The organism is Marinicauda algicola (assembly GCF_017161425.1).
Taxonomy (GTDB): Bacteria; Pseudomonadota; Alphaproteobacteria; order Caulobacterales; family Maricaulaceae; genus Marinicauda; species Marinicauda algicola.
Genome location: NZ_CP071057.1, coordinates 2,187,108 through 2,213,161, shown reverse-complemented (window position 1 = coordinate 2,213,161; position 26,054 = coordinate 2,187,108). Strand labels below are relative to the sequence as shown.

Genomic DNA, 26,054 nt, shown 5'->3' with positions numbered 1-26,054 from the left:
TCGATACCAAACATCTTACCCTTTTTTCGGCGCCGAGAAAACGCTTTCAACGAACCTGCCCACCTCGGGGCGCACGCCGAGCCGTGCGGCATAGTCCCCAAGACCCTGTTCGCACAGGGTTCGCGGCGCCGTCCCGCTTGCCGGACAGAGCCCGGCGAGCGGCTCGAGCGCGTCCTGCTCCAGGCGCTCAGCCTCCAGCTCGGCTTTAAGGATCGTCTCGCGCAGCCGGCCCGCGGCGGCCGGATCGACGAAGCCGGGGGCGGGCCTGAGCGCATCGCGCGCGGCCCTCAGCGGCGTCACGACCTGTGCCCCCCACAGCGCGGAGCGGCGCACCGCCTCGCCGAGCGCGGGGCGCGGATCGCGGCCCTGCGCGCTCGTCCAGGCGACCCACAGGGCGACGTTCACGTCGAGCCCGTCCGCCTGCAGCGCGAGGCAGGCCGGCTTCACGCCGGGTCGGCCATAGACCGCCACCGAGAAATCCCAGAAGCGCGACGGGGCGGGAGTCATGCGTCCCCGCGCGGCCGCTTCGCCGCCGGACGGCGGCCCTGTTCCAGGTCCTCGCCCCAGCGCCTTGTGGGGGTCCAGTCGAGACCGAACAGGTCGAGCGCGCGTCCAACCGACTGGTCGACCATGTCGGCGAGGCTCCCGGGGTGGGCGTAGAAGGCCGGCAGGGGCGGCATGATCACGGCGCCCATCTCGGCGAGCTGCGTCATCGTGCGCAGGTGGCCGAGATGGAAGGGCGTCTCGCGCACCATCAGTACCAGGCGCCGGCGCTCCTTCAGCACGACGTCGGCGGCGCGCGTCAGGAGGCTGGAGGTCACCCCGGTCGCGATCTCGCTCATGGTGCGCACCGAGCACGGCGCGATCAGCATGCCGAGCGTCCTGAAGCTGCCCGAGGCGATCGGCGCGCCGACATCGGGCAGCTTGTAGGCGTAATCAGCCCTGTCCGGCAGCTCGGACGGCTTCAGCGCCGTCTCGTAGGACAGCGTCATCTCGGCGGCCTTGGTCGCGACGAGATGGCTCTCCACGCCGAGTTCCCGGCACGCATCGAGCGCGCGCACGCCGTAGATGACGCCGGAGGCGCCGGAAATGCCTATGATCAATCGCTGATTCACGCTCATCGAAATCTTCCGTGTGCCGCGCCGTGTTTTACTCTTTTCAGCCGGCCCTGTCTGATGTTTCAATACCGGTCCTGACATAGCGAAGGAGGCTTGTATGCCAACTGAAGCGCGTATACGCGAGCTCAATGCCCGTCACCACCAGCTGGAGGCCCGCATTGAAGAGGAGCTCAAGCACCCTTCCGCAGATACCCTTCAGCTCGCCAGGCTCAAACGACAGAAACTCCGATTGAAGGAGGAGATCGAGAGCCTCAGGCGCAATGCCGAGAAGCAGGCCGGATAGGGCCAGCGCGAAAGGCCGGGACGCTCGTCCCGGCCTTTTTGCTTCCCTCCCGGTGAGCCAGACGGGTTTGCAGGCGCGGTTTCGCGCGCCACATTAGACGGCGTGCCGCCAGAAGGACCCGCCCGCATGCTTCGCCTCCTGCCCGCCGCCATCGGCGTGATCGCCGGCTTCGTGCTGATCGCCGCGCCGGCCTGCAGCCAGAGCGTCGAGGAACGCCGCGCTGTGTGCCCGCAGGGCTACGAGGCGCTGTCGGAAAACGCCGCCGAGGCCGCGATCGAGGCCTTCCGGACGTGCCTGCGCTCGCGCCAGTACGACTGGCCGGTGGAGGCCGAGCTGCGCCTGCGCCTGGGCTCGGCCCACCTGGCGCTGGGCGAGGGGCGCGAGGCGCTCATCGCCTTCAACCAGATCTTCGCGCTGATCGAAGACCAGGGCGGGGATGTCGACAACCCGCTGCTGCGCCGCAACCGCGCCGTGGCCTATCTCCAGCTCGACCGCCCGCGCGACGCCATCGAGGATCTCGAGATCGCCGCCCTCGGCGAGCCCTCCGACGCCTTCACGCGCATGCTCATGGGTTCGGCCTACATGGATCTCGACCGCCCGGCCGAGGCGGCGGAGGCCTTCGACGCGGCGATCCGGATGGAGCCGGATGCGGCCGGGGGCTGGATCGGGCGCTCGGCGGCCTTCGTGGAACTCGGCATGACCGGCCGCGCGGTGGAGGACGCCGAGGAGGCCGTCGCCCTCTCGCCCGACGATGCCGATGCGCTGAACGCGCTGTGCTGGGCGCTGGTCAAGGACGGGCGCGCGAACCGGGGGCTCGACATCTGCGAGGCGGCCGCCGCGGCCGATCCCGACAGCGGGGCGATCGTCCACTCCCTCGCCGCCGCGCTCGAGCAGGTCGGCGAGACGGCCCGCGCCCGCGATCTCTATGCCCGCGCCTACGATCTCGATCCGGACAACGACACGATCGCCGAGGACTACGCCCGCACGCGGCCGTGAGCGCGTTTGCATTCGGCTGCGTCCGGCGCGATAACCCCCGCCGGCCGACAGGCCGCAGACACGGAGTAGAGCCGCCATGCCGTCATCGGATCGCGTCGCCATAATCACCGGCGGGGCCAGGGGTATCGGGGCGGCGTGCGCGCGCCGCTTCGTGGAGGAAGGCGTCAAGGTGGTCATTGCCGACGTCGAGGAGGATGCCGGCGAGGCGCTCGCCCGGGATCTCGACGCCGGCAAGAACCGGGCGCTGTTCGTGGCCTGCGACGTGTCCGACAAGCTCGCGGTCTCCAACCTGCTCGCCGAGACGCGCTCGGCCTTCGAGCGGGTCGACATCCTCGTCAACAATGCCGCGATCATCGCGCCGGGCGACATTCTCGATCTCGAACTCGCCGATTTCGACCGGGTGCTGGGCGTCAATCTGCGCGGCGCCTTTCTGGTGGCGCGTGCGGTGGCGCGCCAGATCGTGGAGCAGATCGAGGCGGAGGGCACGCGCACCGACGAGGCGCGCCGGCGCTATTCCATCGTCAACATGAGCTCGATCAATGCGGTGGTTTCGATCCCCGCCCAGCTCGCCTACTCGGTCAGCAAGGGCGGGCTCAACCAGCTCACCAAGGCGATGGCGCTCGCCCTGGCGCGCTACGGGGTGCGGGTCAACGCGATCGGGCCGGGCTCGATCAACACCGACATCCTCAAGGCCGTCGCAGACGACAAGGTGGCGATGGAGCGCATCATGAGCCGCACCCCGCTCGGCCGGCTCGGCGATCCCGACGAGGTGGCCGGCGTCGCCTGGTTCCTCGCCTCGAAGGATGCGAGCTACATAACGGGGGAATGCATCTACGCCGACGGCGGGCGCCTGGCGCTCAACTACACCGTCGGGCGCAGCCAGGACGAGGACTGAAAAGGCCCCGGCCGCTTCCGGCCGGGACCCTTCATGACGCGGTGAGGCGAGCGCTCAGCCCTTCGGCTTGCCGAACAGCTCGTCCAGCGTGGTCGGCGAGCCGGGCGTCTCCTCGGCCTCGTCGGCCGGCTTCAGCGTGTCCTCGGCGCGTTCGACCCGGCCTTCCTCTTCCATCTTCTGGCGGCGCGAGGAGGCCTTCTTGACCTGTTCGTCGAGCTCGATCTGGCTGCACAGCCCGAGCGAGACCGGGTCGGTCGGCTTGATGTTGGCCGAGTTCCAGTGCCGGCGCTCGCGCACCGCCTCGATCGTGGTCTTGGTCGTGCCGATCAGCTTGGAGATCTGCCCGTCGGTCAGCTCGGGATGGTTGCGCACCAGCCAGGCGATCGCGTCGGGCCGGTTCTGGCGGCGCGAGAGCGGGGTGTAGCGCGGGCCCTTGCGCTTCTGCGGGGTGTGCAGCTCGGCATATTTCGGCGCCAGCGGCTTCATGCGGTAGGTGGGATCCTTCTCCGCCTTCTCGATCTCCTCGCGCGAGAGCTGGCCGCCGGAGACCGGATCGGCCCCGCGCACGCCCGCGGCGACATCGCCGTCGGCGATGCCCTTCACTTCGAGATGGTGGAGATTGCAGAAATCGGCGATCTGCTCGAAGGACAGCGCGGTGTTGTCCACGAGCCAGACCGCGGTCGCCTTCGGCATCAGAATGTCGGCCATCGCTCTGTCAGTCCCTTTCAAGGATATGCGTTTCAAAACAGGAAAACCCGGCGCCGGGCGCCGGGTTTTCCGTCGTTCCGGCCTTCCCCGCTTCGGTCAAGCAAACGTCGGTGAGGAAGGATTTGTTCGCTATATAACGCGGCGCGGGCCGCTTGAAAACACCCCTAGGGCCGCAACAGGATCTTGCCCGCATGGGCCATCGCGTCCATGCGGGCATGAGCCTGGGCCACCGCGTCCAGATCGAACACGGTGTCGATCTGCGGCTTCAGCCTGCCCGCCTCGATCCAGGGCCAGACCCGGTCGTGCACGGCCTGGGCGATGACGCGCTTATCCTCGATCCTGCGCGCGCGCAGGGTCGAGCCGGTGATCGTCTGGCGCTTCAGCATCAGCCCCATCAGGTCGACCTCGACGCGCGAGCCCTTCAGGAAGGCGATCATGACGATGCGCCCCTCCACGTTCAGGCAGGACAGGTTCTTCTGCACATAGTCGCCCCCGACCATGTCCAGGATGACGTCCGCTCCGCCGGCATCGCGCACCCTGGCGGGCCAGTCCTCGGTCCTGTAATTCAGCGCGGTGTCCGCGCCGAGTTCGCTGCAGAGCCGGCACTTGCCCTCGCTGCCCGCCGTCGCGGTGACGTGCGCGCCGTGGGCCCTGGCCATCTGGATCGCCGTGGTGCCGATCCCGCTCGCCCCGCCATGGACGAGGAAGCGCTCGCCGGGCTTCAGGCCGGCCCGGCCGAACACATTGGTCCACACGGTGAACACGGTCTCGGGAAGCCCCGCGGCATGCTCGAGGGAAATCCCCTTCGGTGCGGGCAGCACCGTCTCGGCGCGCGCGCGGGCGATGTCGGCGTAGCCGCCGCCGGCAACCAGCGCGACGACCGCATCGCCCTGCCTGATGCCCTCCACGCCCTTGCCGAGTTCGAGAACATGGCCGGACACCTCGAGGCCGAGCCCTTCGGGCGCGTCCTTCGGCGGGGGGTAGAGCCCCATGCGCTCGAACACGTCCGGCCGGTTCACCCCGGCTGCCGCGACCTCGATCAGAACCTCGCCTTCCCCGGGAGGCTCCAGAGTGCGTTCCTCGATCCGCAGGGCTTCCGGTCCGCCGGGCTCGGGTGCGGTGACGATGCGGGTCTTGCGCGAATGGCTCATCTGGGGCGGGACTCTTCTGCCGGCTTTGGTTAGGATCATCGTGACGAAAGCATGAAGGAGGCGGTCCATGTTCCACGAAGACGCACCGCGTGCAAAGTCCGCCGGGATCGTTCCGGGCGAGGATCTCTCGGCCTTCTCGGTCGAGGACCTCGAGGAACGTCTCGAGCTCCTGAAGGCCGAACTCGCACGCACCGAAGCGAAGATCGTGGAGAAGAAGAAGGGCCTCGCCGCCGCGGACGCGGTGTTCCGCACGGGGGGATAGTGTCGCCTTCGCGGGCACTTGGCCCCGGACTTGCTGCCGTCGGGAACAGGCGCATCGAGGCGTCCCAACCCGGCAAAGAGCTGAAGAGACATGTTCATGACCGAGATCGAGACCGGCCAGCCCAGCGAGATCAAGACGCCCGCCATGCGGGTCAAGGAATTCGCCGGCTCGGAACTGTTCCGCAAGCTGTTCCGCGAGGGCATGGACCTGGTGGAGGAAACGGCCGCCTATCTCGACGGGCCGGGGCGCGAGGACGCCAAGCGGCTCGGCCGCTCCGGCGCGCTGTCCTACGCGGCGGAAAGCATGGCGCTCACCACCCAGCTCATGCAGTCGGCCTCCTGGCTGCTCGCCCAGCGCGCGGTCGCCGAAGGCGACATGACCCCGGGCGAGGCTGCCGACGGCAAGTACCGCCTCGCCGAGGTGCGCCCCTCCGAGGCCATGTGGCCGGCCGGCGACGACCCCTGCCCGGCGCGCCTGACCGACCTCGTCGCCCGTTCGCGCACGCTCTACGAGCGCCTGCACCGGCTCGACAGATCGCTGTTCGCGGCCGGGGAGAGCTTCGAGGGTCCGTCCGCCAACCCGGTCCAGAGCCATCTCTCACGCATCGAGAGCGCCTTCGGCGCTCGTCGCTAGGGCGTCCTTCGCGAAACCCGGGATCGGGGCGTCCGAGCGGCGCCCTCGTCGCGCAAAAGAAAACGCCCGCAGCTGAGGGGGTGCTGCGGGCGTCTCTTATAAGGGCCCCGGCCGGACCGGTAATGGTCCGCGCCCTTGGGTGAGGGGGATTTCGGGCGACTAGACGCCGAAGCCCTTGAACTTGTCCTTGAACCGCGAGACGCGCCCGCCGCGGTCGACGAGGTGCTGGGTGCCCCCCGTCCACGCCGGGTGCGTACGCGGATCGATATCCAGGGAGATCGTATCACCCTCTTTCCCGTATGTGGAGCGGGTTTTGAAACGGGTGCCGTCGGTCATCACGACTTCGACGAAGTGATAATCCGGATGGATGTCTTTTTTCATTTTCCGCCGCTCCGGCTTGGACTTGAAGCGCGCAAGGCGGCCTCATCGGGACCGCCTCACACGCGCATGCGCTGATTTCGAGCGGCGGTCTATACACCCCCCGCACCCGCAGTGCAAGGCGTGAAGGCGGCCAGAACCGCGAATCAGCGGTCGGTCAGTTTCAGCTCGATCCGGCGGTTGCGCGCCAGGCTCGCCGGGTCGCGCCCCTCCGCGATCGGATGGTATTCCCCGAAGCCGGCCGCCATCAGGCGCGCGGGCGGCACGCCCATGTCGATGAAGGCCTCCACCACCGAGAGCGCGCGGGCGGTGGAGAGTTCCCAGTTGCTGTCGAAGGGCGCGTTGGGGCCGAGCGGCACCACGTCGGTATGCCCGTCCACGCGGATCACCCATTCGATGTCGTCGGGGATCTCGGTGGTGAGCTGGATGATCGCGTCGGCGATGGGTTGCAGGCTCTGGCGCCCGGCCTGCGACAATTCGGCTGAGCCGGAGGGGAAGAGCACGTCGGTCTCGAACACGAAGCGGTCGCCGACCACGCGCACGCCGGTGCGGTTGCCGAGGATCTCGATCAGCCGGCCGAAGAATTCCGAGCGGTACTGCGCCAGGCGCGCGACCTGGCTCGCCAGCGCCGCGTTGAGGCGCTCGCCGAGATTGACGATCTGGCTTTCCAGCTCCGCCTCGCGCGCCTCGCTGGCCTCGAGCGCCTCGTTCAGCCGTGCGAGCTCCTGCCTCAGCGCCGCCATCTGGTTGTTCAGCAGTGCGATCGTGGCCTGCGCCTCCTCGCTCAGCGCCTCCTCCTCGGCGAGGTCCTCGCTCACCGCGGCGAGCCGGGCGCTGACCTGTTCGAGCTCGCTCGACAGGGCGAGATTGCGCTCCTCCAGCGCCTGGTTCTCCTGCGTCAGCTGGCCGACGCGCAGAGTCAGCCGCTCGTTCTCGCTGCGGGCGAGATTGAGTTCCTCGGCGAGCGTGGACAGGCGCGCATTGAGTTCGGCGAGCTGCTCGTCGCGCCCCGTCAGCGCCTGGGACAGGGCGAACTGGCCGGCGGTGAACACCGCGAGCAGGAAGATGATCACCAGCAGCAGGGTGGCGAGCGCATCCACGAAACCCGGCCAGTAATCGCCGTTCTCGCTCTGGCTGATCCTGAGGTGCTGGGGCAGGGCCACGGCTTCGTCCTATTCCTCGCCGCCGCGGCGCTCGCGGCTCATCTTCGCCTGGGCTTCCAGCGCGCGGATCAGCACCTTGATCTCGTCGCGCAACAGGCGCGCGGCCTCGCGCTGGCTCTCCGCGGCGTCCTCGGCGATGCGGCTCATCGTGGTCTCCAGCGCCTTGTTCTGGCGCTCCATCGTGTGGGCGAGCCGGTCGAGCGCGTCGGTGGTCTGTTCCAGTAGCGCGCCGATATAGGCCGCGCTCATCTCGCCTTCCTCGCTCGGGGCCGCACCCGCGGGCGCCGCGGCGGCCAGGCGCGAGATGGAGGACAGCCATTCCTCGATCTCGTTGTAGAAGCGGTTCTGCGCCCGGCTCGCCTGCAGCTCGAGAAAGCCGATGACGAGCGAACCGGCGAGACCGAAGAGCGAGGAGGCGAAGGCCGTGCCCATGCCCTGGATCGGGTCCTCGATCGCGGCCATCAGCGCACCGGCGGCCGCCTCGCCGCCCGTCGCGGTCGCGGAGACCGCGCGCACCGCCTCGCCGACATCGCCGACCACCAGCAGCAGGCCGTAGAACGTGCCCAGAAGCCCCAGGAAGATCAGCAGCCGGCCGAAATAGCGCGTGAACGCCCCGCTCTCGGCCATGCGCGCGGCGACGGAGTCCAGCACCACGCGCGCCGAGGAGGCCGACAGTCTCGCCCGTCCGTCGGCGGCCTCGGTGATCATCGTGGCCATCGGCGCGATCAGCGCGGGCGGGGGCGGCAGGCGGGTGGGATCGTCCGCGTCGCGCAGCTTGACGAGCCAGCGCGCGCTCGGCCCGATCGCGAGCGCCTGCAGGAAGGTGTAGGCGATGCCGATCACCAGCACGCCGAGAATGACGCCGTTGATTGCCGGGTTGGCCTGGAAGGCAACGATCAGGGGTTCGTGCAGCAGCGCGGCGAGCAGCACCACGGTGGCCACGAACACGGCCATCCAGAGTATGTACTGACCGGGACCGGTGAACGTCACCTTGCGCGGCGGGGGCGGCGGCGGCAGATCGCGTCGGGCCATGCGGTCTAGCTCCTCTTCACCGTCGGGTGCATCCCCATGGATCGCCCGTAAGGACAGGAGAGGCAAGCTCTTTGGCTGTTTTTGGGCGGCGAGGGGGCTATAACGGCCAGGCGGTAGCGACGGCGGGAGGAAGACCGCAATGGATGCATCGGATGCATCGGACGAACTCGCCCGGTGGCGCGATCATCTGGCGGCCCCGGCGCAAGGCGAGGCCTACGATTACCCGCTCACCGAATCCGTGACCGAGCCCTCTGAGGCGCGGCAGGATCCGGGAAAGCGGGCCCGCGAGCGCGAGGCGATCGCCAGGGCGCTGCACGCCCCCTGGACCCGGGCGCTCGATTTCGGCTGCGGCGTGGGGGCCAATTTCGACCTGTTCGCCACCTCCCCGGGGCGGTCGCCGCAGGCTTTCCTGCTCGGACTGGATCCCGATCGTGAACGGGCGGGCGCGGCGCGCGGCAGGCTTGCCGCGCTCGGCCTTTCCGGCGCCGTCGCCGCGGCCGGGCGCGAGGCGCTCGAGCGCGCGCCCGCGCCGCTCGGCTTCGATGCCATCGTGTGCTGCCAGGTGCTCGGACACACCCCGCGCGCCGAGACGCAGGCCATTCTCGCGGCCCTGCTCGCGCGCCTGCGCCCGGCGGGCCGGCTGGTGCTCGCGATCCCGGTCGCCTTCCCCGCCGTGCGGGAAATGGCGTTCGCGCACGGCCATGAGCCGGGCGCGGACCTGTTCCACTGCGTGTATCCGGCCCTCGACCCGGCCGATCCCGGTTTCCGCCAGCGCGTCGAGCCCGAGGCCTTCGACCGCGCGGCGCGCCGGTCCCCGCCGGGAACCCTGCCGGTGCGCGCCTTCGCCGTCCCGGCGCTCGCCGCGCCGCCCCGCCTTCCGGCCGACCTGCCCGCCCCGCCGGCCGGTCTGGCGGCCGCCCTGCCGCAGGATGTGGACATAAGGACACAGCTCTACAGCATTCACGCCGTTTCTCCCCGATCGCGGGTTCCCGCGATCGGCGATGCGGTCTTGACTGTGACCAGGCCAGCCTTGGAGGGGGACAAGGCGTGAGCGGACTCGCGAGCGTGCTCAACGACAGCATCGGTGCCGGCTGGATCGGCAACTTCCTGACCGAGGCCCTGATCCTCACCGGGGGCGCGGCGCTGGGCTATGCCGGCACGCTCTGGCGGCGGGCGGTGAGGATGCGCACGCTGCGCCGCGCCTTCGGGCGCAATGTCACGAGCCCGGACAAGTTCTTCATCTCGGTACCGCTGTGGAGCTGCAAGCCCGGCGACCGGGCCGTGCCGCGCTTCGCGCGCCGCAGCCCGGCCGGCGAGCGCCAGGAACTCTACGGACCGGACAACACCTTCGCGATGGAGGACATTCTCGGGGGAATGCTGATCTCCGATCTGCTGGCGCGCTATTTCAAGAAGCCCCTGAAGGTGCTGCCGGACGATCAGAAGCTGAACTGGGACGGGCGCACCGGCATCCTGATCGGCGCGCAGACCGCGAACTTCCATGTGGCAAGCGTGGTGAAGGTCTTCGGGTCGACCTATCCCGACGACCTGCTCATCGATATCGAGGTGCACGAGGAAAACGAGGACACCAAGGGCAAGATCACCTTCGTGGACAAGACCGACGGGACGGTGTTCCGCTCGGACTATCAGTGCGAGTACGCCCTGATCCAGCGCCTGTCCAACCGCTTCAGCGAGGACCATACCGGCTATATCTTCATCCTCGCCGGGGTTCACGCCAGCGGCACCTATGCGGCCTGCCAGTACCTGCGCAATCGCTGGAAGCGTTTCGCGCGCCGTCCCGGCCCCGCGGCGGTGCTCCTGAAGATGGAATACGGTCACCCCGAGACCGCGCTCGCGGTGCGCGAGTACTGGCCGCAGGGGCAGAAGGCCTGACGGCGGGCGCGTCCGGCGGGAAGCGTCGCGAACCCCTGAAATTCAAGGACTTGAGACATTCCGCCGCGGCCGTTTTGCCGCAGCGCAATCTGCGCGGCACAGCCTATCTCCGCCCTCGTCCAGGGCGCGCGGCATGCGCGCCACGCAACAGACGAGGAAAGACAGATGAAGATGTTTCTTGCCCTGACGACCGGCCTTGCCGCGATGGCGCTGAGCGCGGGCGCCGCCTCGGCCGAGGAGCACAGGATCGAGATGCTGACGCGCGGCAGCGACGGCACGGCGATGGTGTTCGAGCCGGCCTATCTGGAGGTCGCGCCCGGCGACACGGTCACCTTCGTGGCCACCGACCCCACCCACAACGCCCAGTCCATTCCCGGCATGCTGCCCGAGGGAGCGGACGGCTTCACCGGACGGATGAACCAGGACGTCTCGGTCACCCTGACGCAGGAAGGCGTCTATGGCGTGAAATGCCTGCCCCATTACGGCATGGGCATGGTCGCCGTGATCAAGGTCGGCGAGGGCGAGCCGGCCAACCTTGCCGAGGCCGCCGCGGTGCGCCATCCCGGCCGGGCCCGCCAGGTCTTCCAGGACCTGCTCGCCCGGGCAGGCGAATAGGGCCCCGCGAGGCGAACGGCGCGCCGGGCGGGCGCGCCGTTTGCCGTTCCGGCGCCGAAAGGCCTAGCCCGCCTCGGCGAGACGCCGTCTCAGCTCGGCGATGGTGTGCTCGTTGCCCGCCACGATGTCGCCGGTGTCCATGACGTCGCCGGTGTCCTCGATCGCGCCGGCGAAGCCGCCCGCCTCGCGCACCAGCACGATGCCGGCCGCGATGTCCCAGGGGGCGAGGCTGCGTTCCCAGAAGCCGTCGAAGCGCCCGGCCGCGGTCCAGGCGAGGTCGAGCGAGGCCGCGCCGTAGCGCCTGATGCCGGCCGCGTGCGGCATGATCTTGTGCAGCTCCTTCAGGAACTGCGCATGGCCCTTCTTGCCGAAGAAGGGCGTGCCGGTCGCGATCACGCATTCTTCCAGATGGCGGCGCGCCGAGACCCGGATGCGCCGGTCGCTCATGAAGGCGCCGCGGCCCTTCTCGGCATGGAAGAGGTCGTCGCTGGCCGGATTGTAGATTACCCCCGCGACGAGCTCGCCCTCGCGCTCCAGGGCGATCGAGATCGCGAAATGGGGCTGGGCGTGCAGGAAGTTCAGCGTGCCATCGAGCGGATCGACGATCCAGGTGTGGGTCCGGTCGCTGCCCTCCACCCGGCCGCGCTCCTCCATCAGGAAGCCGTAGCCGGGCCGGGCGCGCGAGAGCTCCTCGAAGATGATCTCCTCGCTGGCGTGGTCGGCCTTGGAGACGAAGTCGGCCGGGCCCTTGCGGGAGACCTGCAGGTTCTCCAGCTCGCCGAAATCGCGCGACAGCTTGCGCCCCGCCTTGCGGGCCGCGCCGATCATCACCTGGAGGAGGGCTGAGACCTGCGCCAAGGCCCTAGTCCGCCCGGCGCACGTAGCTGCCGTCCTCGGTGGCCACCACGATGCGCTCGCCGACCCCGACGAAGGGCGGCACGGCGGTGCGCACATTGTTCGTCAGGATGGCCGGCTTGAAGGAGTTGGCCGCGGTCTGGCCCTTGACCACCGGCTCGGTGTCGATGACTTCCATCTCCACGTGCTGGGGCAGGGAGAAGCCGATCGGCCTGTCCTCGTGGAATTCCACCGTGACCATCATGCCGTCGGCCAGATAGGCGGCGCGCTCCTCGCCGACGAACTCCATCGGCAGGGCGATCTGCTCGTAGGTCTCGGTGTCCATGAAGGTCAGCATGTCGCCGTCGGAGAACAGGAACTGGTGGTCCTTCTGCTCCAGTCGAACGCGCTCGACCTTGTCGGCGGAGCGGAAGCGCTCGTTCAGCTTGCGCCCGTCGATCAGGTTCTTCAGCTCGACCTGGGCGAAGGCGCCGCCCTTGCCGGGCTTGACGTGCTCGGTCTTCACCGCGACCCAGAGTTCGCCGTCGTGCTTGATCACCACGCCGGGTTTGATTTCGTTGCCGTTGATCTTCATGGCGAGAGACTTGTCCTGGAATGGCCGGGCTCGGGTGAGCGGCGCAGCGGATGCCGCCGGCCGGAAGGCCGGTCGGGCTTTGCGGGCGCCCCTTTAACAGGGCGCGTGCCCGCGGGCAAGGCGGACGGACGGTTGGCCACGAGACCGGCCCGGGCGAAACGGAGCCCGTTTTGCCGGCTGGCTTGCCTCGCCCCGGTGAAAAGCGCTCAGCGCGCGGGGCCGAGGCCGGCGCTTTCCAGGAAGGACTGCAGTGCGGCTTCCACGGTGCCGGCGAGCGCGTCGCGCGAGACCTCGCTCTCCCAGGCCCACAGGACCTGGTCGGTGCGCGGGTCGTTGCTGAACATCACCAGGCGCACGCTCGGGCCTTCGCGAACGAGCGTGCTGGATACATGGTAGACGACCGCGTCCCCGCCGAAATCCTCGAACAGCCCCCGCGAGGGATCGGCCGCATCGAAATCCCACCGGTCGCGGATGAGCACCGGCACTCCCGCCGAGGCGAGCCAGGCCGCGCCGATCTCGCTGATCGCGGTGGCCACCGCGTCGAACTCGGCGTCTCCGGTCTGATTGCGCACGTCGTTCACCGTCACGACGAGGGTCGGCGGAGGGGGCTCCCGCACCGTGTTCGCGGTGGCGAGAAGCGCCGCTGCCGCCGCCACGAGGACGGCGATCAGGGCGAGGCCGAGGCGCGGCACGGTGCGCGAGCGTGTCCCCGCGGCCGCGGCGGGCTTGCCGGCGGCGACGACGCTTGCCGGCATGCGGTAGCCGCGCTTGGGAACGGTCTCGATATAGCGAGGCCGTTTCGCGTCGTCTCCCAGCGCCTTCCTGAGGCCCGCGATCACCACCGCGACGCTGTTCGGGCTCAGCGTGCGTCCCGGCCACAGCGCCCCCTCGATCTCCTCGCGCGTGACGACCTCGTCGGCGCGGCGCGCGAACAGGGCGAGCAGGCATGCGGCGCGGTATTCCAGGCGCACCTTGCCCGAGGCGCCGGACAGGGTCTGGCCGCGCGGTTCGAACAGCCAGTCGCCGATGCGAATCACCGGGGTGCCGGGCTGATTGGCCGATCCGTCCATGGCGAACTCCCGCTCCAGAGGTTTTCTTTAGAATAACTTTAGTCCGCTCCGGGCCTTGGCGCGACTAGCGTTTCTCCACGTTCAAACCCGCTATGGAGATACGCCATGATGACACTCGTCCTCGCCGTGTGGGGCGCCGCGCTCGCCCAGGCCGGACCCGGGACCGCGCCCGACGCTGCGGCCCTCTATGCCGGCGACCGCTTCGCGCTCACCAGCGTGGAGGAGATCGCGCCCGGCATCCACGTGATGCGCCGCGATCCCAGCTGGCGCCTTCCGGTGCTCGCCAACACCACGCTAATCGTCAACGAACACGATGCGGTGCTGATCGACGGGGGCTTCCCCAGCCATGCCGAGAACATCGTCGCCGAGGTGCGGCGCATCACCGACAAGCCGGTGAGCGCGATCGTCACCACGCACTGGCACGGCGATCACAACATGGGCCATTTCGTCTTCAGGGACGCCTGGCCGGATGCGCAGATCATCGCCCACGAGGCGACGCGTCACGAGATGGTCTCCGGGCGCATGGACTACGTGCCGCGGACCGCGGGCACCCCGGTCGACGAACTCGCCGCGCCGGCCCTGCGCACGCTGGAAGAGCTGGAAGCCTCCGGCGGCGCCCCCGAACTCATCGCCTATTTCCGCGACGCGGCGGCCGGGATGGAGGCGGTTCGCGCCGACTACGCCCGCTGGCAGTTCGTTCCCGCCGACGAGACCTTCGCCGAGCGCCTGGTGCTGCACCGGGGCGAGCGGCGGATCGAGATCCTGTTCTCCGGCCCGGCCAATACCGAGGGCGATGCCTATGTCTGGCTGCCGCAGGAGCGGATCGTGATCACCGGCGACATCGTGGTGCGCCCGACGCCCTACGGCTTCGGAAGCTTCACGGCGTCCTGGGCCGGCGTGCTTCGCGAGATCAACGCGCTCGACTACGCGATCCTGGTGCCCGGGCACGGCGACATCCAGTACGACGAGAGCTATGCGGATCGGCTGGCGCGGACCCTGGATCACGTGTTCGAGCAGGCGTGCGCCGCGATTGCCGCGGGCGCGGCCGACGGGCCGGCGGTCGAGGCCGCGATCGACTGGGAGGCGGTCGAGTCCGGTTTCACCGGGGACGACCCCGTGCTCGCGCGCCTGTTCGAGGTCTGGTTCAAGCGCCCGATCAGCGTCAGCGCCTTCAACGAGATCGAAGCCGGCGCGCCGTGCGAGGTACGGGAATCCGAAGCGGGACCGCTTCAGTAGCGCGTGGCGGTGAGGATCGCCTCTTCGCGCACCCGGGCGGCGACGGCCGGGTCGAGGGCGCGTTCGAGCGCGGCCTCGAGCTGGGCGCGGGCGGGGTCGCCGGCAAGGCTGGTGGCCCCGGGCTGGCCTGCGCGCAGGACCCAGAGATAGGCCTCGCGCCGGTCGATCGGCGCCCCCTCCCCGGTGGCGAGCGCATAGGCGAGCAGGAACTGGCTGTCCGCATCGCCCGCCTGCGCGCCCTGGCGCGCCCAGCTGACCGCGCGCGCGGGGTCTGCGGCAACGCCGGTGCCCTGGAAGTAGAGCAGGGCGGTCTGGCCCATCGCCGCGGGAAGTCCGAGCTCGGCAGCCATCTCCACGAAGTCCGCGCCGGTGGCCGGATCGGCGGCCTCGACCTCGCCCGCGAGATGGATCAGCCCGGCCTGCAGAGCGGCATGGGCGTCGCCCGCCTCGGCTCCGCGTTCGTACCAGGGCAAGGCCAGGGCCGGATCGTTCGGTCCGTGGACCCACTGGTCGAGCGCGATGGCGTATTCGGTGAAGGCGGGGGGATGGCCGGACTCCGCGGCCAGGCGCAGCCATTCCAGCGTGCGCGCCGCGCGCGCCGGATCGCCGGTGTCCATCAGGTAGAGGCCGAATTCCAGGGCGGCGCGCGCATCGCCGGTCTCGGCGGCGCGCGAGAGGAAGTCGCGCGCCTGGAAGGCCGACAGTCCGCCGCGCTCGGCCTGGGCCAGGCGGGCGAGGATGATCAGCGCGTCCGGCTCGCCGCGCTCGGCGGCGCGCGAGAACCAGCGCACGGCGGCCTCTTCGTCGGGCGCCCCGGCGAGGCCGTGCAGCTCGATATGGCCGGCGAGCGTCGCGCCCCGCGGCTCCCCGGCCGCGGCGGCGCGCTGGGCATGCATCAGCGCGCTCGCATAATCGCCCACCAGGTAGGCGCCGGAGGCCTGCGCCATCGCGGCGTTCGAGGCGGAGCGGCCCTCCACCGCGTCGCCGGAACGGTCGCGCGTGATCTCCTCGGCGAGGCCGGGCGGCAGGTCCGGAGCGGACGTCTGGGCGAGCGCGGGCGCGCTCAGGCCGAGCGCGAGGACAAGAGCCGCGTGAACGCCTCGACCGCCGCCTGCGGCCCGGACGGATGCTGCCAGACCCCGGAGGAGACGGCGATATAGTCCGCGCCCGCCGCGATCAGCGGGGCGGCGTTCTCGGTCGTGATGCCGCCGATGGCGACGCAGGGGATTTCGAATATCTCGCTCCACCATTCCAGTATTTCGATCGGAGCCGTGGCCTTGGGCGATTTCGTCGCGGTCGGGTAGAAGGCCCCGAACGCGACATAGTCAGCGCCCTTCTCGCCCGCCTTCATGGCCAAATCGCGGCTGTCATGGCAAGTCACGCCGACGATCGCAGTGCGCCCGAGCGTGGCGCGCGCCTCCTCGTAGGGCGTGTCTTCCTGGCCGACATGCACCCCGTCGGCCCCGAATTCGCGGGCCAGGCCGGGGCTGTCGTTGACGATCGCGGTCACGCCGCGGCCCTGCGCGATCGCGATGAGGCGCGGCAGGAGGCTGCGGACCTCCGCCTCGCTGTGCTCCTTGAGCCGGATCTGCAACGCCGCGACCCGGCCCGCATCGAGCGTCCTTTCCAGAAGCGCCGGGAAGCCCGCATCGATGCGCGGCGGGGTGAGGAGGTAGAGTTCGCAAGCCATCCCTGCCGCTTAGCGCAGGACGCGCGGCGAGGGAAGCCGGGCCTACTCCAGCTCGCCCGGCTTCGGCGGCCAGGAGAGGCCGAGCGCCTCGGCGGTGTCGGGTCCGACCATGCCGTCCGGGGCGAGGCCCTTGAAGGCCTGGAAGTTCGCCACGGTGCGCGCGGTCTGGCGCCCGTAGATGCCGTCGACGGCGCCGGGATGGAAGCTGCGCCGGCGCAACGCCTTCTGCACCGCCTCGACATAGGTGCCCCGGCGATAGGGATGCTCGACCTTCAGGACCGCGGGGCGCTCGGGGGCCTGGACCGCCGGGTTCGGCCGGTAGCGCACCCCGGGGATGTGGCAGCCATGATCCCACAGCCGGCCGCTCACCGGACCGCGCATGACGCCGTATCGCGCGCCGCGCGCCTCGATCGTGCGGCCCTGCCCGTCGGAGATCGCGACATGGCCGATCAGGCCCTCGCGCTTGCGGCGCAGCAGGAAGGCGCCGGGCGTGCGGACCGCCTCCTCGACGTCGACGAGCACGTTCCTGGCGTGCGCATCCTCGATCCAGGCGCCCGAGAACGGATCCGGGCCGGCGCCGTACTCGGTCGTTCCGAACAGGACGCGATAGGTCTGCCACGCGCACCAGCTCGCGAACTCGGCGCAGTCCCACGGGCCCTTGTAGTCGGGATTGCCGAGTTCGGCGCGCGCGCCGAGCACGTAGCGCTCGCCGATATGGGCTTCCGCGGTCTTCAGGATGTCTTCGCCCTCGAACATGATCTCCTCCCTGTCCGGAGCCGCAACCTTAGCGCACCGCAGGGAGGGGGAGAACAAGATTCGGCGATGGGACCGGTCCGCCTGCCCTCTCGCCCCGGCACAGGTCCGTGCGGCAACCGGGGGGCGAGCGCGCTCATTCCGCTTGCAGCCACGGTCGGGCTGGTCAATTCTCGCCCGCGTCCCGGCTGGCGCCGGGCCCGGGCCGGAGCATGTGCCACGGCCTCCTTCTTTAGGGAACAGGAGTGAGTCCCATGAAACGCGTTCTCGCCGCCGCAGCGGTGCTGGCGGCCTCGGCCGGCATGGCCTCTGCCCAGGATTATTCGCTCAATCCGACCTTCGGCACCTATGCGCTGCAATCCGGCTTCATGCCGGACCCGCAATCGGTGCAGGTCAATGCCGGCGGCTCGATCGACGCATCGAGCGCGATATCGTCCCAGTGCGCGGGCATGATCGCCAATGCGCCGGACGTGCGCCTGAACTGGTCGGGCGGCCAGTTCTCGATCTTCGTCACCTCGAACGCCGACACCACGCTGGTGATCAACGCCGCGGACGGGCAGTGGTATTGCAATGACGACTGGGACGGGCTGGATCCGCGCGTCACCCTGTCGGGCTCCGGCCAGTACGACATCTGGGTCGGCACGTTCGGCGGCGGCATCGCGCCGGCCACCGTCTCCGTGACCGAGTACTGATCCGGCCCGCCGCCGGGACTTGTCCCCGGGGGCGCTCGCCCGTGTCAGAATGTGAACCGGCGGCCCCGCACTGCAGGGCCGCCGGTTTTTTCATGGCGACGTGACGGCGTCGCGCTCCGGTCCGAATTCGTGCCGCTACCGGCGCGGATCGTCGCCGGATAGCGTGCGGGAAAGGCGAACGAGCGGGAGATAGCCGCCGGCTAGCCGCGCTCCATGTCCTCGCTCCACTCGCCCAGCGCGGCGAGGCCGTTCATCCGGGCGCGGTGGTTGAAGGCCTTCTGACCGGCCTCGACGTCCTTGCCGTTCCAGGCCTGGAGCGGCGCGGCCTGCAGGGCGCGGCCATAGGAGAAGGTGAGCGGCCAGGGCAGGTCGTAGGCCGCGTTCATGATGTTGAGATGGGCCGTGGCGTCCTCGTCGGACTGGCCGCCCGACAGGAAGGCGATGCCCGGTACGGCCGCCGGCACGGTGTTCTTCAGGCACTGCACGGTCAGCTCGGCGACCTCCTCGCGGCTCGCCTGATCCGGGCAATCGGTGCCGGAGACGATCATGTTGGGCTTGAGGATCGTGCCTTCCAGCACGATGCCCTGCTCGAAGAGCTCCTGGTAGAGACGCTTCAGGGTGAACTCGGTCACCTCGTAGCAGCGCTCGATATCGTGATCGCCGTCCATGATGACTTCCGGCTCGACGATCGGGACGATATTGGCTTCCTGGCACAGCGCGGCATAGCGCGCGAGCGCGTGGACATTGGTGTCGATGCAGTAGGGGCTCGGCACGAGATCGTCGCCCTGGCCGCCGATATTGATCACCGCGCGCCACTTCGCGAAACGCGCGCCGAGGCGGTAATACTCCTCCAGCCGGCCGCGCAGCCCGTCCAGGCCCTCGGTGATCTTCTCGCCCGGCGAGCCGGCGAGGTCCTTGGCCCCGGAATCCACCTTGATGCCCGGCACCGAGCCGGAGGCCTTGATCAGCTCGACCAGCGGCGTGCCGTCCTTGGCCTTCTGGCGGATCGTCTCGTCGAACAGGATCACCCCGGAGATGTGCTCGCTCATCGCCGGCTCGGTCCGGAACAGCATCTCGCGCCAGTCGCGGCGGTGTTCCTCGGTGTTGTCGAGCCCGATCGACTTGAAGCGCTTGGCGATCGTGCCGGTGCTCTCGTCGGCGGCGAGGATGCCCTTGCCCGGCGCGACCATTTTCAGGGCGATCTCGTGAAGCTGGTCGATATCCATGGGTGTCCCCCCGTCCTTGTCGCCAGATTTGCTGTGCGTCTTGATCGCCAAGCCTTGGCGATCCGTCAAGCGGCGCGAGAGCGTCAGGCCGCGCTTTCGCGCAGCACCGCCACGCCCGGCAGCGTCTTGCCCTCGAGCCATTCCAGGAACGCCCCGCCCGCGGTCGAGACGAAGGTGAAGTCCTCCGCGACGCCGGCATGGTTCAGCGCGGCGACCGTGTCGCCCCCGCCGGCGACCGCGACGAGGCCGTGCTCGCGCACGCGGGCCGCGGCATAGGTCGCCGCCTCCACCGTGGCGGTGTCGAAGGGCGGGGTCTCGAAGGCGCCGAGCGGGCCGTTCCACACGAGCGTGCGTGCCGCGGAGATCGCGTCGGCGAGCCGGTCGACGGTGTCGGGCCCGCAGTCGAGGATCATCTCGTCGGCGCCGATATCGTCCACCTGCGCCACGCGCCGGCCGGCATGGGGCTTGAACTCGCTGGCCACCACCGCATCGACGGGCAGCAGGATCTCGCAGCGCGACTGGCCGGCGATGTCGAGGATCTCGCGCGCCGTCGGCAGCAGGTCGGCCTCGTGCAGCGAATTGCCGACATCGAAGCCGCGCGCCGCGAGGAAGGTGTTGGCCATCGCCCCGCCGACGAACAGCCGGTCGACCTTGGAGACGAGGTTCTTCAGGAGATCGATCTTGGTGGACACCTTCGCCCCGCCCACGATCGCAAGCAGCGGGCGGTTCGGGTTCTCCAGCGCCGCGGTCAGGTGGTCGATCTCGCGCTCCATCGCCTTGCCGGCATAGGCGGGCAGGTGACGCGCGACGCCCTCGGTGGAGGCATGGGCGCGGTGGGCGGCGGAGAAGGCGTCGTTGACGTAGACATCGGCGAGCGCGGCGAGCTGCCGGGCGAACTCGGGATCGTTCTCCTCCTCGCCGGCGTGGAAGCGGGTGTTCTCCAGCAGGAGGACCTCGCCGGTCTTCAGCGCGGCGGCCGCGCGCTCGGCGGTCTCGCCGACGCAGTCCCCGGCGAAGCCGACCTCGGCGGAGAGGAGTTCCGACAGCGGGGCCACGACGGGCCGCAGGCTCATCTCCGGCACGCGCTTGCCCTTGGGCCGGTCGAAGTGGGCGGCCAGGATCACCTTCGCGCCCTTCGAGCGCAGGAAGGCGATGGTCGGCAGGGCGGCCTTCAGGCGCGTGTCGTCTGCGACCTGGCCCTCGCGCATGGGCACGTTGAAATCGACGCGAACCAGGACGCGCCTGTTCGCGACCTCGGCGTCTTCGATGCGGCGGATCATGGCCTCGTCCCTCGTTCGGCGTCGATCAGATGAACCGGCCCATGGCGACGGCAGTGTCGATCATGCGGCAGGCGAAGCCCCATTCGTTGTCGTACCAGGTCATGACGCGCGCCAGGCGGGCGTCGATCACGTTGGTCTTGTCGATCGCGACGATCGAGGAGCGCGGGTCGTGATTGTAGTCGATGGAGACGAGCGGGATCTCGTCATAGCCGAGCACGCCCTTCATCTGGCCCTCGGCCGCGGCCTTCACCGCGGCATTGATCTCCTCGACGGTGGTCTCGCGCGAGGGCACGAACACCATGTCGATGAGCGAGACGTTCGGCGTCGGCACGCGCACCGCCGCGCCGTCGAGCTTGCCTTTCAGCGCGGGCAGCACCTCGCCGACGGCCTTGGCCGCGCCGGTCGTCGTCGGGATCATGGACAGGGCCGCGCCGCGGGCCCGGTGCAGGTCCTTGTGGTTGCGGTCGAGCGTGGGCTGGTCGCCGGTATAGGCGTGGATCGTGGTGACGTGGCCGCGCTCGATGCCGATCGCGTCGTGCAGCACCTTGGCGACCGGGGCGAGCCCGTTCGTGGTGCACGAGGCATTGGAGACGATGACGTCCTCGGCGGTCAGGGAGTCGTGATTGACGCCGTACACGATGGTCTTGTCGGCGTTCTTCGCCGGGGCCGAGCACAGCACGCGCTTCGCGCCGGAGGCCAGGTGGGCCGAGGCCGCCTTCTTGTCGTTGAACGCGCCGGTGCATTCCAGCACGAGATCGACGCCGAGATCGGTCCAGGGCAGCTGGGAGGGATCGCGGTTGGAGACCTTGGCGATCTTGCCGAAGCCGGCGTCGAACCAGTCGGGACCGACCTCGATGTCGCGCGGATAGCGCCCGTGCACGCTGTCGTATTTCAGCAGGTGCGCATTCGTGGCCGCGGGGGCGGAGTCGTTGACCGCCACGACCTCCACCTCGTCCCAGCGCTCGTGCTCCAGCACGGCGCGCAGCGCCAGACGCCCGATACGGCCGAATCCGTTGATGGCAACACGAAGGGCCATGTACCCGCTCCCTCTGAGATCTCGCTTGATGTGCGCCGGACCGCCGCCGCCGCGAAGGGTTTCCAGTCGCGCGCGGGTTTAGCTTCTGCGTGCGTCGAGGTCCATAGGCCGGCGGCAGCCCCTCCCGGGGTCTGCGACGGAATGCCCCCGGCGCGTGCGTAGAAGGCGGGAAGGAGGCCGCCGATGAGCTCGACCGACGCCGCGATCGCACTGACCCGCTTCGGCCTCGGCGCCCGCCCGGGCGAGATCGAGGCGGTGGCGCGCGCGCCGCGCCGCTGGCTCTCCGGCCAGATCGGCGCTGGCGAGCGCCTGTCCGGCCTTCCCGGTTCGAAGGAGGCGCTGACCCTCTTCCAGACCGACTACCTGCCCCGGGTGCGGACACTCCAGGACGCGGGCGGCACCGGCGAGGAGGCCGAGCGCGAACAGGGTCGCCTGCAGCGCGGCCTGCGCGAGATCATGGCCCGCCACATCGAGGCGCGCACCGCGCTGGCCGCAACGACCGGGCAGGGCTTCGCCGAGCGCTGGGTGCGCTTCTGGTCGAACCATTTCACCGTGGCGGCGGTCAATCCGGCCATGGCGATGCTCGCCCCGACGCTGGAGGCCGAGGCGGTCCGCAGCCACGCCTTCTCCCGCTTTTCCGATCTCCTCGTCGCCGCCGAGCTGCATCCGGCCATGCTGGTCTATCTCGACCAGGCCGTCTCGGTCGGGCCGAACTCTCCGGCCGGCCGCCGGCGCGGGCGCGGCCTCAACGAGAACCTCGCCCGGGAGATTCTCGAGCTGCACACGCTGGGCGCCGATGGCGGCTACGGCCAGGGCGATGTCGAGGCGCTCGCGCGCATGCTGACCGGCTGGACCATCGCGCGGCCCGAACTCGGCCATCCCGAGGCACGACGCGGCGAGACGCTGTTCGAGCCGCGCCTGCACGAGCCGGGCGCGCAGACCCTGATGGGCCGGCGCTTCCGCGACGACGGCGCCGGCCAGGCGCGTGCCGCGCTGCTCTGGCTGGCAGAGCGCCCCCAGACCGCGCGCCATCTCGCCGGCAAGCTCGCCCGGCATTTCCTCGCCGACGACCCGCCTGCCGCGGCCGTCGACCATATCGAGCGGGCCTGGCTCGCCTCGGGCGGGGATCTCTCCGCCGTGGCCGGGGCCGTCATCGCCGCGCCGGGCGCCTTCGAGCCCGAGGCGGGCAAGTTCAAGGCGCCGGAGGAATACCTGATCTCGGTCATGCGCGCGCTCGACATCGGCGATCTCGGCCGCGAGCGGCTCGCCGGATCGCTGCGCGCGCTCGGCCAGATGCCCTTCACCGCGCCCTCGCCCGCCGGCTGGCCGGACGGCGAGGCCGACTGGGCGAGCCCGGACGCGCTGATGAAGCGGCTCGAATTCGCCAACGCGCTCGCGCGCCGCGCCGCGGACGCGGTCCATCCCGTGGCGCGCGCCGAGGCCGTGCTCGGCGCGCGGCTGACCGGCCGGACCCGGGAGGCGGTCGCGCGCGCGGAAAGCGCCGGGCAGGGCCTCACCCTGCTCTTCATGTCCCCCGACTTCCTGCGCCGATAGGAGAGCCGTGATGCGAGGTCCCGTCCTTCACCGCAGACACCTGCTCGCCGCGGGAGCGGCCCTGTCCGCCCTTGCCGTGTCGGGCGCCGCGACCGCGCGCGTGCCCCGCGCCGGCGGGCGCAAGCTCGTCGTGATCATCCTGCGCGGCGCGATGGACGGGCTCGCCGCCCTGGCGCCGCTCGGCGAGCGGCGCTACCGCGCGCTGCGCGGCGATCTCGCCCTGTCCGGCGGCCATCGCACCGAGGCCGGCTTCGTGCTGCATCCCCGGCTGGAGACGCTCGCCCGCTTCTACCGCGAGGGCAGCGCGCTCGCCCTTCCGGCCTGCGCGACCGCCTATCGCGAGCGCTCCCATTTCGACGGCCAGGACCTACTGGAGGCGGCCGCCACGCCGGCGCGCGAGGGCTGGCTCAACCGCACGCTCGCCCTGATGGGGAGCGCCGCGCCGCAGGCGGTGGCGATCGGACAGGGCGTGCCGCTCATCCTGCGCGGCCCGGCGCCGGCCTCGAGCTGGGCGCCGCCGGTCCTGCCGGAAGCCGACGAGGGCACGATCTATCGCCTGATGGATCTCTATGCCGGCGATCCGGCCCTTTCCGAGGCGTTCGCGCGCGCGGTCGAGATCGGCGCGATCGCGGGCGCGGCGGCGGACGCGGCCGGCGGCGCGCGCCGCGGACCCGGCGCCTTCGCCTCGGCCGCGAGTGCGGCCGCGGCCCTGCTCGCCGCCCCGGACGGGGCCGATCTCGCCGTGCTGAGTTCGGACGGCTGGGACACCCATGTGCGCCAGGGTGCGCAGGAGGGCGGGCTCGCCGCCCGGTTCGCTGCGCTCGACGAGGCGCTGCTCGCCCTGCAAGCCGGTCTCGGCGCGCACTGGGACCGGACCGCCGTCCTCGTCGCGACCGAGTTCGGGCGCACGGTGCGCGCCAACGGGGCGGGGGGAACCGATCACGGCACGGCCGGCACGGCCTTCCTCCTCGGCGGGGCGGTGCGCGGCGGACGCCTGATCGGGGACTGGCCGGGGCTCGACACGCTGTACGAGGACCGCGATCTCGTCCCGGCGAACCGGCTCGAGGACCTGTTCAGGGGCGTGCTCGCCGGCCATTGGGGCCTCGACGCGCGCGAGCTGTCCGCCATCTTCCCCGATCTGCCGGCGGGGCGCGGTTTCGAGGGGCTGATCGCCTAGCCGGCCAGCCGCTTCTCGAGCTTGCCGAGGAAGCTCATGCAGGCCTCGATCTGGCTTTCCTCGATGAACTCGTCGCCCTGGTGGGCCTGCTCGATCGAGCCCGGGCCGCAGACCACGACCGACAGGCCCGCCTCCTGGAACTGGCCCGCCTCGGTGCCGTAGCTCACGGTGCGCGTCGCGTTGTCGCCGGTGAGCTGGCGGGCGAGATGCTCGGCCTCGCCGTCGGCCTCCGGCTTCAGCGGCGGGACGTCGGAGCGCTGGGTGACGCTCACGCGGGCCTCGGGCGCGCTCTCGCGCATCCTCGCCTCGATCTCGACCGCCTTCTCGCGCAGCCGGCGCGCGATATCGGGCGCATCGTCCCACGGGGCCGGGCGCATGAGCCAGAAGAACCAGGCTTGCTTGGCGAGGATGTTGACCGCGGTCCCCCCGCCCATCTGGCCGATGGTCAGCGTCCCGTAGGGCGGATCGAACGGGCTGTCGGCGGGTGCGGCGTCCTTCAGCTTCTGCGCTTCCTCGTAGAGGAAGTTCATCAGCGGCACCGCGTGCGTGACCGCGCAGGCCCCGTCATTGACGCGGCTGGAATGGGCTTCCTTGCCGTGGAGCTCGACATGCATGGAGAACAGGCCCTTGTGGCCGGTGACCACCTGCATGTTCGTCGGCTCGCCGACGATCGCCAGCCTCGGCCTCGGGCTGCCGGCCATCATGGCGCGGATCATGGCCGGCGCGCCGAGACAGCCGACCTCCTCGTCGTAGGAGAAGGCGAAATGGACCGGCTTCTTCAGCTTCGCCTTCGCGAAACCGGGCGCCGCGGCGAGCGCGCAGGCGATGAAGCCCTTCATGTCGCACGTGCCGCGTCCGTAGAGCCGGCCCTCGCGCGCCGTCAGCTCGAACGGGTCGCAGGACCAGTCCTGGCCGTCGACCGGCACCACGTCGGTATGGCCGGAGAGCACGATGCCCCCGTCCTCCTCGGGACCCAGAACCGCGTGCAGGTTCGCCTTCCTGCCGTCCCCGCTCGCGATGCGCTCGGTGCGCGCGCCGAGATCGGCGAGATAGGCCTCCACCCAGTCGATCAGGTCCAGGTTGGAATTGCGCGAGGTCGTGTCGAAGCCGACGAGCGTCTTGAGTATGTCCCTCGGATCGTTCATTCCGCGTCCGGCAGCGCAAGGAGCTCGAGGCGGAAGGTGAGCGCCTGGTTCGGGCCGATCGGCCCGCCGGGCGTTCCGCGCTCGCCATAGGCGAGATCGGACGGGATGTAGAGCGTCCAGGCCTCGCCGACGCGCATCAGCGGGAGCGCCTCGACCCAGCCCGCGATCAGGCGGTCGGAGGGGAAGGTCGCCGGCTCGTCGCGCGCGTAGGAGCTGTCGAACACCTCGCCGCTGATCAGCTTGCCCTCGTAATGGACGGTGACGAGGTCGCCGCTGTCCGGGGACGCCGCGGTATCGTCGGTCACGGCCCGGTCGATCCGCAGGGACAGGCCGGAGGCCAGGGTGAAGACGCATGCACGCTGGCGGGCCGCATCGATGAACGCCGCCGACAGGGCCGCGTTGAAGGCGGCGGGCTCGCCGAGCGCGGTCAGCTGCCCCGCCTCGAAGGCGAACGGCCCGGCTTCGCCGCCGGTACAGGCGCGCGCGTCCGCGATCACGGCGGCGGTGTCGATCTCGTCGGTGCCGGCTTCGCGGCCGTCGCCGTCCCCGCCGCCGCAGGCGGTGATCAGCAGGGCGGCAGGCAGGGCGAACGCGGTGCGGGTGAAGCTCATGGGCGGGTGTCCTCTGGCTCGGTTCGGCGAC

Annotated in this window: 30 protein-coding genes; 12 read left to right on the top strand and 18 right to left on the bottom strand. The window is 70.3% G+C overall.

Features of this window, described 5'->3' with window-relative positions; translation table 11 throughout:
• Window positions 1–15: 15 nt before the first annotated feature.
• Both JW792_RS10955 and JW792_RS10950 read right to left on the bottom strand, forming a co-directional pair.
• Window positions 16–507, bottom strand: a complete 492-nt coding sequence (locus JW792_RS10955; protein ID WP_135995806.1) for a TIGR02444 family protein — start codon at window positions 505–507, stop codon at window positions 16–18.
• Window positions 504–1,121: a UbiX family flavin prenyltransferase gene (locus JW792_RS10950; RefSeq protein WP_135995807.1), complete on the bottom strand. Its 618-nt coding sequence runs from the start codon at window positions 1,119–1,121 to the stop codon at window positions 504–506. The genes JW792_RS10955 and JW792_RS10950 overlap by 4 nt, the downstream gene beginning before the upstream one ends.
• A gap of 94 nt (window positions 1,122–1,215) precedes the next feature.
• Between JW792_RS10950 and JW792_RS10945 the strand changes: the two genes are divergently transcribed.
• The 3 genes from JW792_RS10945 (at window position 1,216) to JW792_RS10935 (ending at window position 3,292) form a co-directional block, all read left to right on the top strand.
• Window positions 1,216–1,401 (top strand): YdcH family protein, encoded by a 186-nt coding sequence (locus JW792_RS10945; RefSeq protein WP_135995808.1) that lies wholly within the window; start codon window positions 1,216–1,218, stop codon window positions 1,399–1,401.
• 126 nt (window positions 1,402–1,527) lie between these two features.
• Window positions 1,528–2,397: a tetratricopeptide repeat protein gene (locus JW792_RS10940; protein ID WP_135995809.1), complete on the top strand. Its 870-nt coding sequence runs from the start codon at window positions 1,528–1,530 to the stop codon at window positions 2,395–2,397.
• Window positions 2,398–2,473: 76 nt separating this feature from the next.
• Entirely contained in the window at window positions 2,474–3,292 is an 819-nt protein-coding gene (locus tag JW792_RS10935) for an SDR family NAD(P)-dependent oxidoreductase (protein WP_135995810.1), read from the top strand.
• Window positions 3,293–3,346: 54 nt separating this feature from the next.
• Here JW792_RS10935 and JW792_RS10930 read toward each other — a convergent pair whose 3' ends face one another.
• A complete protein-coding gene (locus JW792_RS10930; RefSeq protein ID WP_135995811.1) occupies window positions 3,347–4,000 on the bottom strand; it encodes a DUF1013 domain-containing protein in 654 nt (217 codons plus the stop codon).
• A gap of 164 nt (window positions 4,001–4,164) precedes the next feature.
• Window positions 4,165–5,151 carry an NAD(P)H-quinone oxidoreductase gene (locus tag JW792_RS10925; RefSeq protein WP_135995812.1) on the bottom strand — a complete coding sequence of 329 codons (987 nt, stop codon included), beginning with the start codon at window positions 5,149–5,151 and terminating at the stop codon, window positions 4,165–4,167.
• A gap of 67 nt (window positions 5,152–5,218) precedes the next feature.
• Here JW792_RS10925 and JW792_RS10920 point away from each other — a divergent pair, with 67 nt between their 5' ends.
• Together JW792_RS10920 and rcdA are read left to right on the top strand one after the other, a co-directional pair.
• The gene (locus JW792_RS10920; RefSeq protein WP_135995813.1) at window positions 5,219–5,413 is read left to right on the top strand and encodes a DUF1192 family protein; all 195 of its coding nucleotides are present in this window, start codon (window positions 5,219–5,221) and stop codon (window positions 5,411–5,413) included.
• Window positions 5,414–5,509: 96 nt separating this feature from the next.
• Entirely contained in the window at window positions 5,510–6,046 is a 537-nt protein-coding gene (rcdA, locus tag JW792_RS10915) for a protease adaptor protein RcdA (RefSeq protein WP_135995814.1), read from the top strand.
• Window positions 6,047–6,205: 159 nt separating this feature from the next.
• Here the strand turns inward: rcdA and rpmE are convergent, their stop codons facing one another.
• The 3 genes from rpmE to JW792_RS10900 form a co-directional block, all read right to left on the bottom strand.
• Entirely contained in the window at window positions 6,206–6,427 is a 222-nt protein-coding gene (gene rpmE / locus JW792_RS10910) for a 50S ribosomal protein L31 (protein WP_135995815.1), read from the bottom strand.
• A gap of 143 nt (window positions 6,428–6,570) precedes the next feature.
• A complete protein-coding gene (locus JW792_RS10905) occupies window positions 6,571–7,587 on the bottom strand; it encodes a peptidoglycan -binding protein (protein ID WP_135995816.1) in 1,017 nt (338 codons plus the stop codon).
• Window positions 7,588–7,596: 9 nt separating this feature from the next.
• Complete coding sequence (locus tag JW792_RS10900; protein WP_135995817.1) at window positions 7,597–8,619, bottom strand: hypothetical protein; 1,023 nt, start codon at window positions 8,617–8,619, stop codon at window positions 7,597–7,599.
• Window positions 8,620–8,758: 139 nt separating this feature from the next.
• Here JW792_RS10900 and JW792_RS10895 point away from each other — a divergent pair, with 139 nt between their 5' ends.
• The 3 genes from JW792_RS10895 (at window position 8,759) to JW792_RS10885 (ending at window position 11,124) form a co-directional block, all read left to right on the top strand.
• A complete protein-coding gene (locus JW792_RS10895; RefSeq protein ID WP_135995818.1) occupies window positions 8,759–9,670 on the top strand; it encodes a class I SAM-dependent methyltransferase in 912 nt (303 codons plus the stop codon).
• A complete protein-coding gene (locus JW792_RS10890; protein WP_135995819.1) occupies window positions 9,667–10,509 on the top strand; it encodes a hypothetical protein in 843 nt (280 codons plus the stop codon). Before JW792_RS10895 ends, JW792_RS10890 begins: the two co-directional genes overlap by 4 nt.
• A 165-nt stretch (window positions 10,510–10,674) precedes the next feature.
• Window positions 10,675–11,124, top strand: a complete 450-nt coding sequence (locus JW792_RS10885; RefSeq protein WP_135995820.1) for a pseudoazurin — start codon at window positions 10,675–10,677, stop codon at window positions 11,122–11,124.
• Window positions 11,125–11,187: 63 nt separating this feature from the next.
• Here the strand turns inward: JW792_RS10885 and JW792_RS10880 are convergent, their stop codons facing one another.
• From JW792_RS10880 to JW792_RS10870, 3 genes are all read right to left on the bottom strand, one after another.
• Window positions 11,188–11,982, bottom strand: coding sequence for an inositol monophosphatase family protein (locus JW792_RS10880; RefSeq protein ID WP_241094951.1), 795 nt, complete (start codon window positions 11,980–11,982; stop codon window positions 11,188–11,190).
• 4 nt (window positions 11,983–11,986) lie between these two features.
• Entirely contained in the window at window positions 11,987–12,553 is a 567-nt protein-coding gene (gene efp, locus JW792_RS10875; RefSeq protein ID WP_135995821.1) for an elongation factor P, read from the bottom strand.
• A gap of 206 nt (window positions 12,554–12,759) precedes the next feature.
• Window positions 12,760–13,623, bottom strand: coding sequence for a winged helix-turn-helix domain-containing protein (locus JW792_RS10870; protein ID WP_135995822.1), 864 nt, complete (start codon window positions 13,621–13,623; stop codon window positions 12,760–12,762).
• A gap of 105 nt (window positions 13,624–13,728) precedes the next feature.
• Here JW792_RS10870 and JW792_RS10865 point away from each other — a divergent pair, with 105 nt between their 5' ends.
• Entirely contained in the window at window positions 13,729–14,859 is a 1,131-nt protein-coding gene (locus JW792_RS10865) for an MBL fold metallo-hydrolase (RefSeq protein WP_135995823.1), read from the top strand.
• Here the strand turns inward: JW792_RS10865 and JW792_RS10860 are convergent.
• From JW792_RS10860 to JW792_RS10850, 3 genes are all read right to left on the bottom strand, one after another.
• Window positions 14,853–15,806, bottom strand: coding sequence for a tetratricopeptide repeat protein (locus tag JW792_RS10860; protein WP_135995824.1), 954 nt, complete (start codon window positions 15,804–15,806; stop codon window positions 14,853–14,855). The two genes, JW792_RS10865 and JW792_RS10860, sit on opposite strands and share 7 nt — an antisense overlap.
• Window positions 15,807–15,922: 116 nt before the next feature.
• Window positions 15,923–16,549, bottom strand: coding sequence for a thiamine phosphate synthase (gene thiE / locus JW792_RS10855; protein ID WP_135995825.1), 627 nt, complete (start codon window positions 16,547–16,549; stop codon window positions 15,923–15,925).
• Window positions 16,550–16,591: 42 nt separating this feature from the next.
• Window positions 16,592–17,305: a C40 family peptidase gene (locus JW792_RS10850; protein WP_135995826.1), complete on the bottom strand. Its 714-nt coding sequence runs from the start codon at window positions 17,303–17,305 to the stop codon at window positions 16,592–16,594.
• A 251-nt stretch (window positions 17,306–17,556) separates the two neighbouring features.
• Between JW792_RS10850 and JW792_RS10845 the strand changes: the two genes are divergently transcribed.
• Entirely contained in the window at window positions 17,557–17,994 is a 438-nt protein-coding gene (locus JW792_RS10845; RefSeq protein ID WP_135995827.1) for a peptidase S1, read from the top strand.
• Window positions 17,995–18,194: 200 nt separating this feature from the next.
• Here the strand turns inward: JW792_RS10845 and JW792_RS10840 are convergent, their stop codons facing one another.
• The 3 genes from JW792_RS10840 to gap form a co-directional block, all read right to left on the bottom strand.
• Entirely contained in the window at window positions 18,195–19,220 is a 1,026-nt protein-coding gene (locus JW792_RS10840) for a class I fructose-bisphosphate aldolase (protein ID WP_135995828.1), read from the bottom strand.
• 83 nt (window positions 19,221–19,303) lie between these two features.
• Entirely contained in the window at window positions 19,304–20,500 is a 1,197-nt protein-coding gene (locus tag JW792_RS10835; protein WP_135995829.1) for a phosphoglycerate kinase, read from the bottom strand.
• A gap of 25 nt (window positions 20,501–20,525) precedes the next feature.
• Window positions 20,526–21,536 (bottom strand): type I glyceraldehyde-3-phosphate dehydrogenase, encoded by a 1,011-nt coding sequence (gap, locus tag JW792_RS10830; protein WP_135995830.1) that lies wholly within the window; start codon window positions 21,534–21,536, stop codon window positions 20,526–20,528.
• 183 nt (window positions 21,537–21,719) lie between these two features.
• Between gap and JW792_RS10825 the strand changes: the two genes are divergently transcribed.
• Both JW792_RS10825 and JW792_RS10820 read left to right on the top strand, forming a co-directional pair.
• On the top strand, window positions 21,720–23,090 hold the full coding sequence (locus tag JW792_RS10825) for a DUF1800 domain-containing protein (RefSeq protein WP_135995831.1): 1,371 nt from the start codon (window positions 21,720–21,722) through the stop codon (window positions 23,088–23,090).
• 10 nt (window positions 23,091–23,100) lie between these two features.
• A complete protein-coding gene (locus tag JW792_RS10820) occupies window positions 23,101–24,267 on the top strand; it encodes a DUF1501 domain-containing protein (protein ID WP_135995832.1) in 1,167 nt (388 codons plus the stop codon).
• Here JW792_RS10820 and argE read toward each other — a convergent pair.
• Entirely contained in the window at window positions 24,264–25,412 is a 1,149-nt protein-coding gene (gene argE, locus JW792_RS10815; RefSeq protein ID WP_135995833.1) for an acetylornithine deacetylase, read from the bottom strand. The genes JW792_RS10820 and argE overlap by 4 nt on opposite strands.
• Entirely contained in the window at window positions 25,409–26,023 is a 615-nt protein-coding gene (locus tag JW792_RS17080; protein WP_192900971.1) for an FKBP-type peptidyl-prolyl cis-trans isomerase, read from the bottom strand. The genes argE and JW792_RS17080 overlap by 4 nt, the downstream gene beginning before the upstream one ends.
• Between the last annotated feature and the right edge of the window lie 31 nt (window positions 26,024–26,054).

Coding starts and splice junctions, on each gene's coding strand:
- rpmE (WP_135995815.1), bottom strand. CDS start 6,427: ATGAAAAAAGACATCCATCCGGATTATCACTTCGTCGAAGTCGTGATG.
- JW792_RS10950 (WP_135995807.1), bottom strand. CDS start 1,121: ATGAGCGTGAATCAGCGATTGATCATAGGCATTTCCGGCGCCTCCGGC.
- JW792_RS10945 (WP_135995808.1), top strand. CDS start 1,216: ATGCCAACTGAAGCGCGTATACGCGAGCTCAATGCCCGTCACCACCAG.
- JW792_RS10920 (WP_135995813.1), top strand. CDS start 5,219: ATGTTCCACGAAGACGCACCGCGTGCAAAGTCCGCCGGGATCGTTCCG.
- JW792_RS10865 (WP_135995823.1), top strand. CDS start 13,729: ATGATGACACTCGTCCTCGCCGTGTGGGGCGCCGCGCTCGCCCAGGCC.
- JW792_RS10935 (WP_135995810.1), top strand. CDS start 2,474: ATGCCGTCATCGGATCGCGTCGCCATAATCACCGGCGGGGCCAGGGGT.
- argE (WP_135995833.1), bottom strand. CDS start 25,412: ATGAACGATCCGAGGGACATACTCAAGACGCTCGTCGGCTTCGACACG.
- JW792_RS10835 (WP_135995829.1), bottom strand. CDS start 20,500: ATGATCCGCCGCATCGAAGACGCCGAGGTCGCGAACAGGCGCGTCCTG.
- JW792_RS10940 (WP_135995809.1), top strand. CDS start 1,528: ATGCTTCGCCTCCTGCCCGCCGCCATCGGCGTGATCGCCGGCTTCGTG.
- JW792_RS10930 (WP_135995811.1), bottom strand. CDS start 4,000: ATGGCCGACATTCTGATGCCGAAGGCGACCGCGGTCTGGCTCGTGGAC.
- efp (WP_135995821.1), bottom strand. CDS start 12,553: ATGAAGATCAACGGCAACGAAATCAAACCCGGCGTGGTGATCAAGCAC.
- JW792_RS10870 (WP_135995822.1), bottom strand. CDS start 13,623: ATGGACGGATCGGCCAATCAGCCCGGCACCCCGGTGATTCGCATCGGC.
- JW792_RS10845 (WP_135995827.1), top strand. CDS start 17,557: ATGAAACGCGTTCTCGCCGCCGCAGCGGTGCTGGCGGCCTCGGCCGGC.
- JW792_RS10925 (WP_135995812.1), bottom strand. CDS start 5,151: ATGAGCCATTCGCGCAAGACCCGCATCGTCACCGCACCCGAGCCCGGC.
- JW792_RS10955 (WP_135995806.1), bottom strand. CDS start 507: ATGACTCCCGCCCCGTCGCGCTTCTGGGATTTCTCGGTGGCGGTCTAT.
- JW792_RS17080 (WP_192900971.1), bottom strand. CDS start 26,023: ATGAGCTTCACCCGCACCGCGTTCGCCCTGCCTGCCGCCCTGCTGATC.
- JW792_RS10885 (WP_135995820.1), top strand. CDS start 10,675: ATGAAGATGTTTCTTGCCCTGACGACCGGCCTTGCCGCGATGGCGCTG.
- JW792_RS10820 (WP_135995832.1), top strand. CDS start 23,101: ATGCGAGGTCCCGTCCTTCACCGCAGACACCTGCTCGCCGCGGGAGCG.
- JW792_RS10895 (WP_135995818.1), top strand. CDS start 8,759: ATGGATGCATCGGATGCATCGGACGAACTCGCCCGGTGGCGCGATCAT.
- JW792_RS10850 (WP_135995826.1), bottom strand. CDS start 17,305: ATGTTCGAGGGCGAAGACATCCTGAAGACCGCGGAAGCCCATATCGGC.
- JW792_RS10900 (WP_135995817.1), bottom strand. CDS start 8,619: ATGGCCCGACGCGATCTGCCGCCGCCGCCCCCGCCGCGCAAGGTGACG.
- rcdA (WP_135995814.1), top strand. CDS start 5,510: ATGACCGAGATCGAGACCGGCCAGCCCAGCGAGATCAAGACGCCCGCC.
- gap (WP_135995830.1), bottom strand. CDS start 21,536: ATGGCCCTTCGTGTTGCCATCAACGGATTCGGCCGTATCGGGCGTCTG.
- JW792_RS10840 (WP_135995828.1), bottom strand. CDS start 19,220: ATGGATATCGACCAGCTTCACGAGATCGCCCTGAAAATGGTCGCGCCG.
- thiE (WP_135995825.1), bottom strand. CDS start 16,549: ATGGCTTGCGAACTCTACCTCCTCACCCCGCCGCGCATCGATGCGGGC.
- JW792_RS10825 (WP_135995831.1), top strand. CDS start 21,720: ATGAGCTCGACCGACGCCGCGATCGCACTGACCCGCTTCGGCCTCGGC.
- JW792_RS10860 (WP_135995824.1), bottom strand. CDS start 15,806: ATGGCGCAGGCCTCCGGCGCCTACCTGGTGGGCGATTATGCGAGCGCG.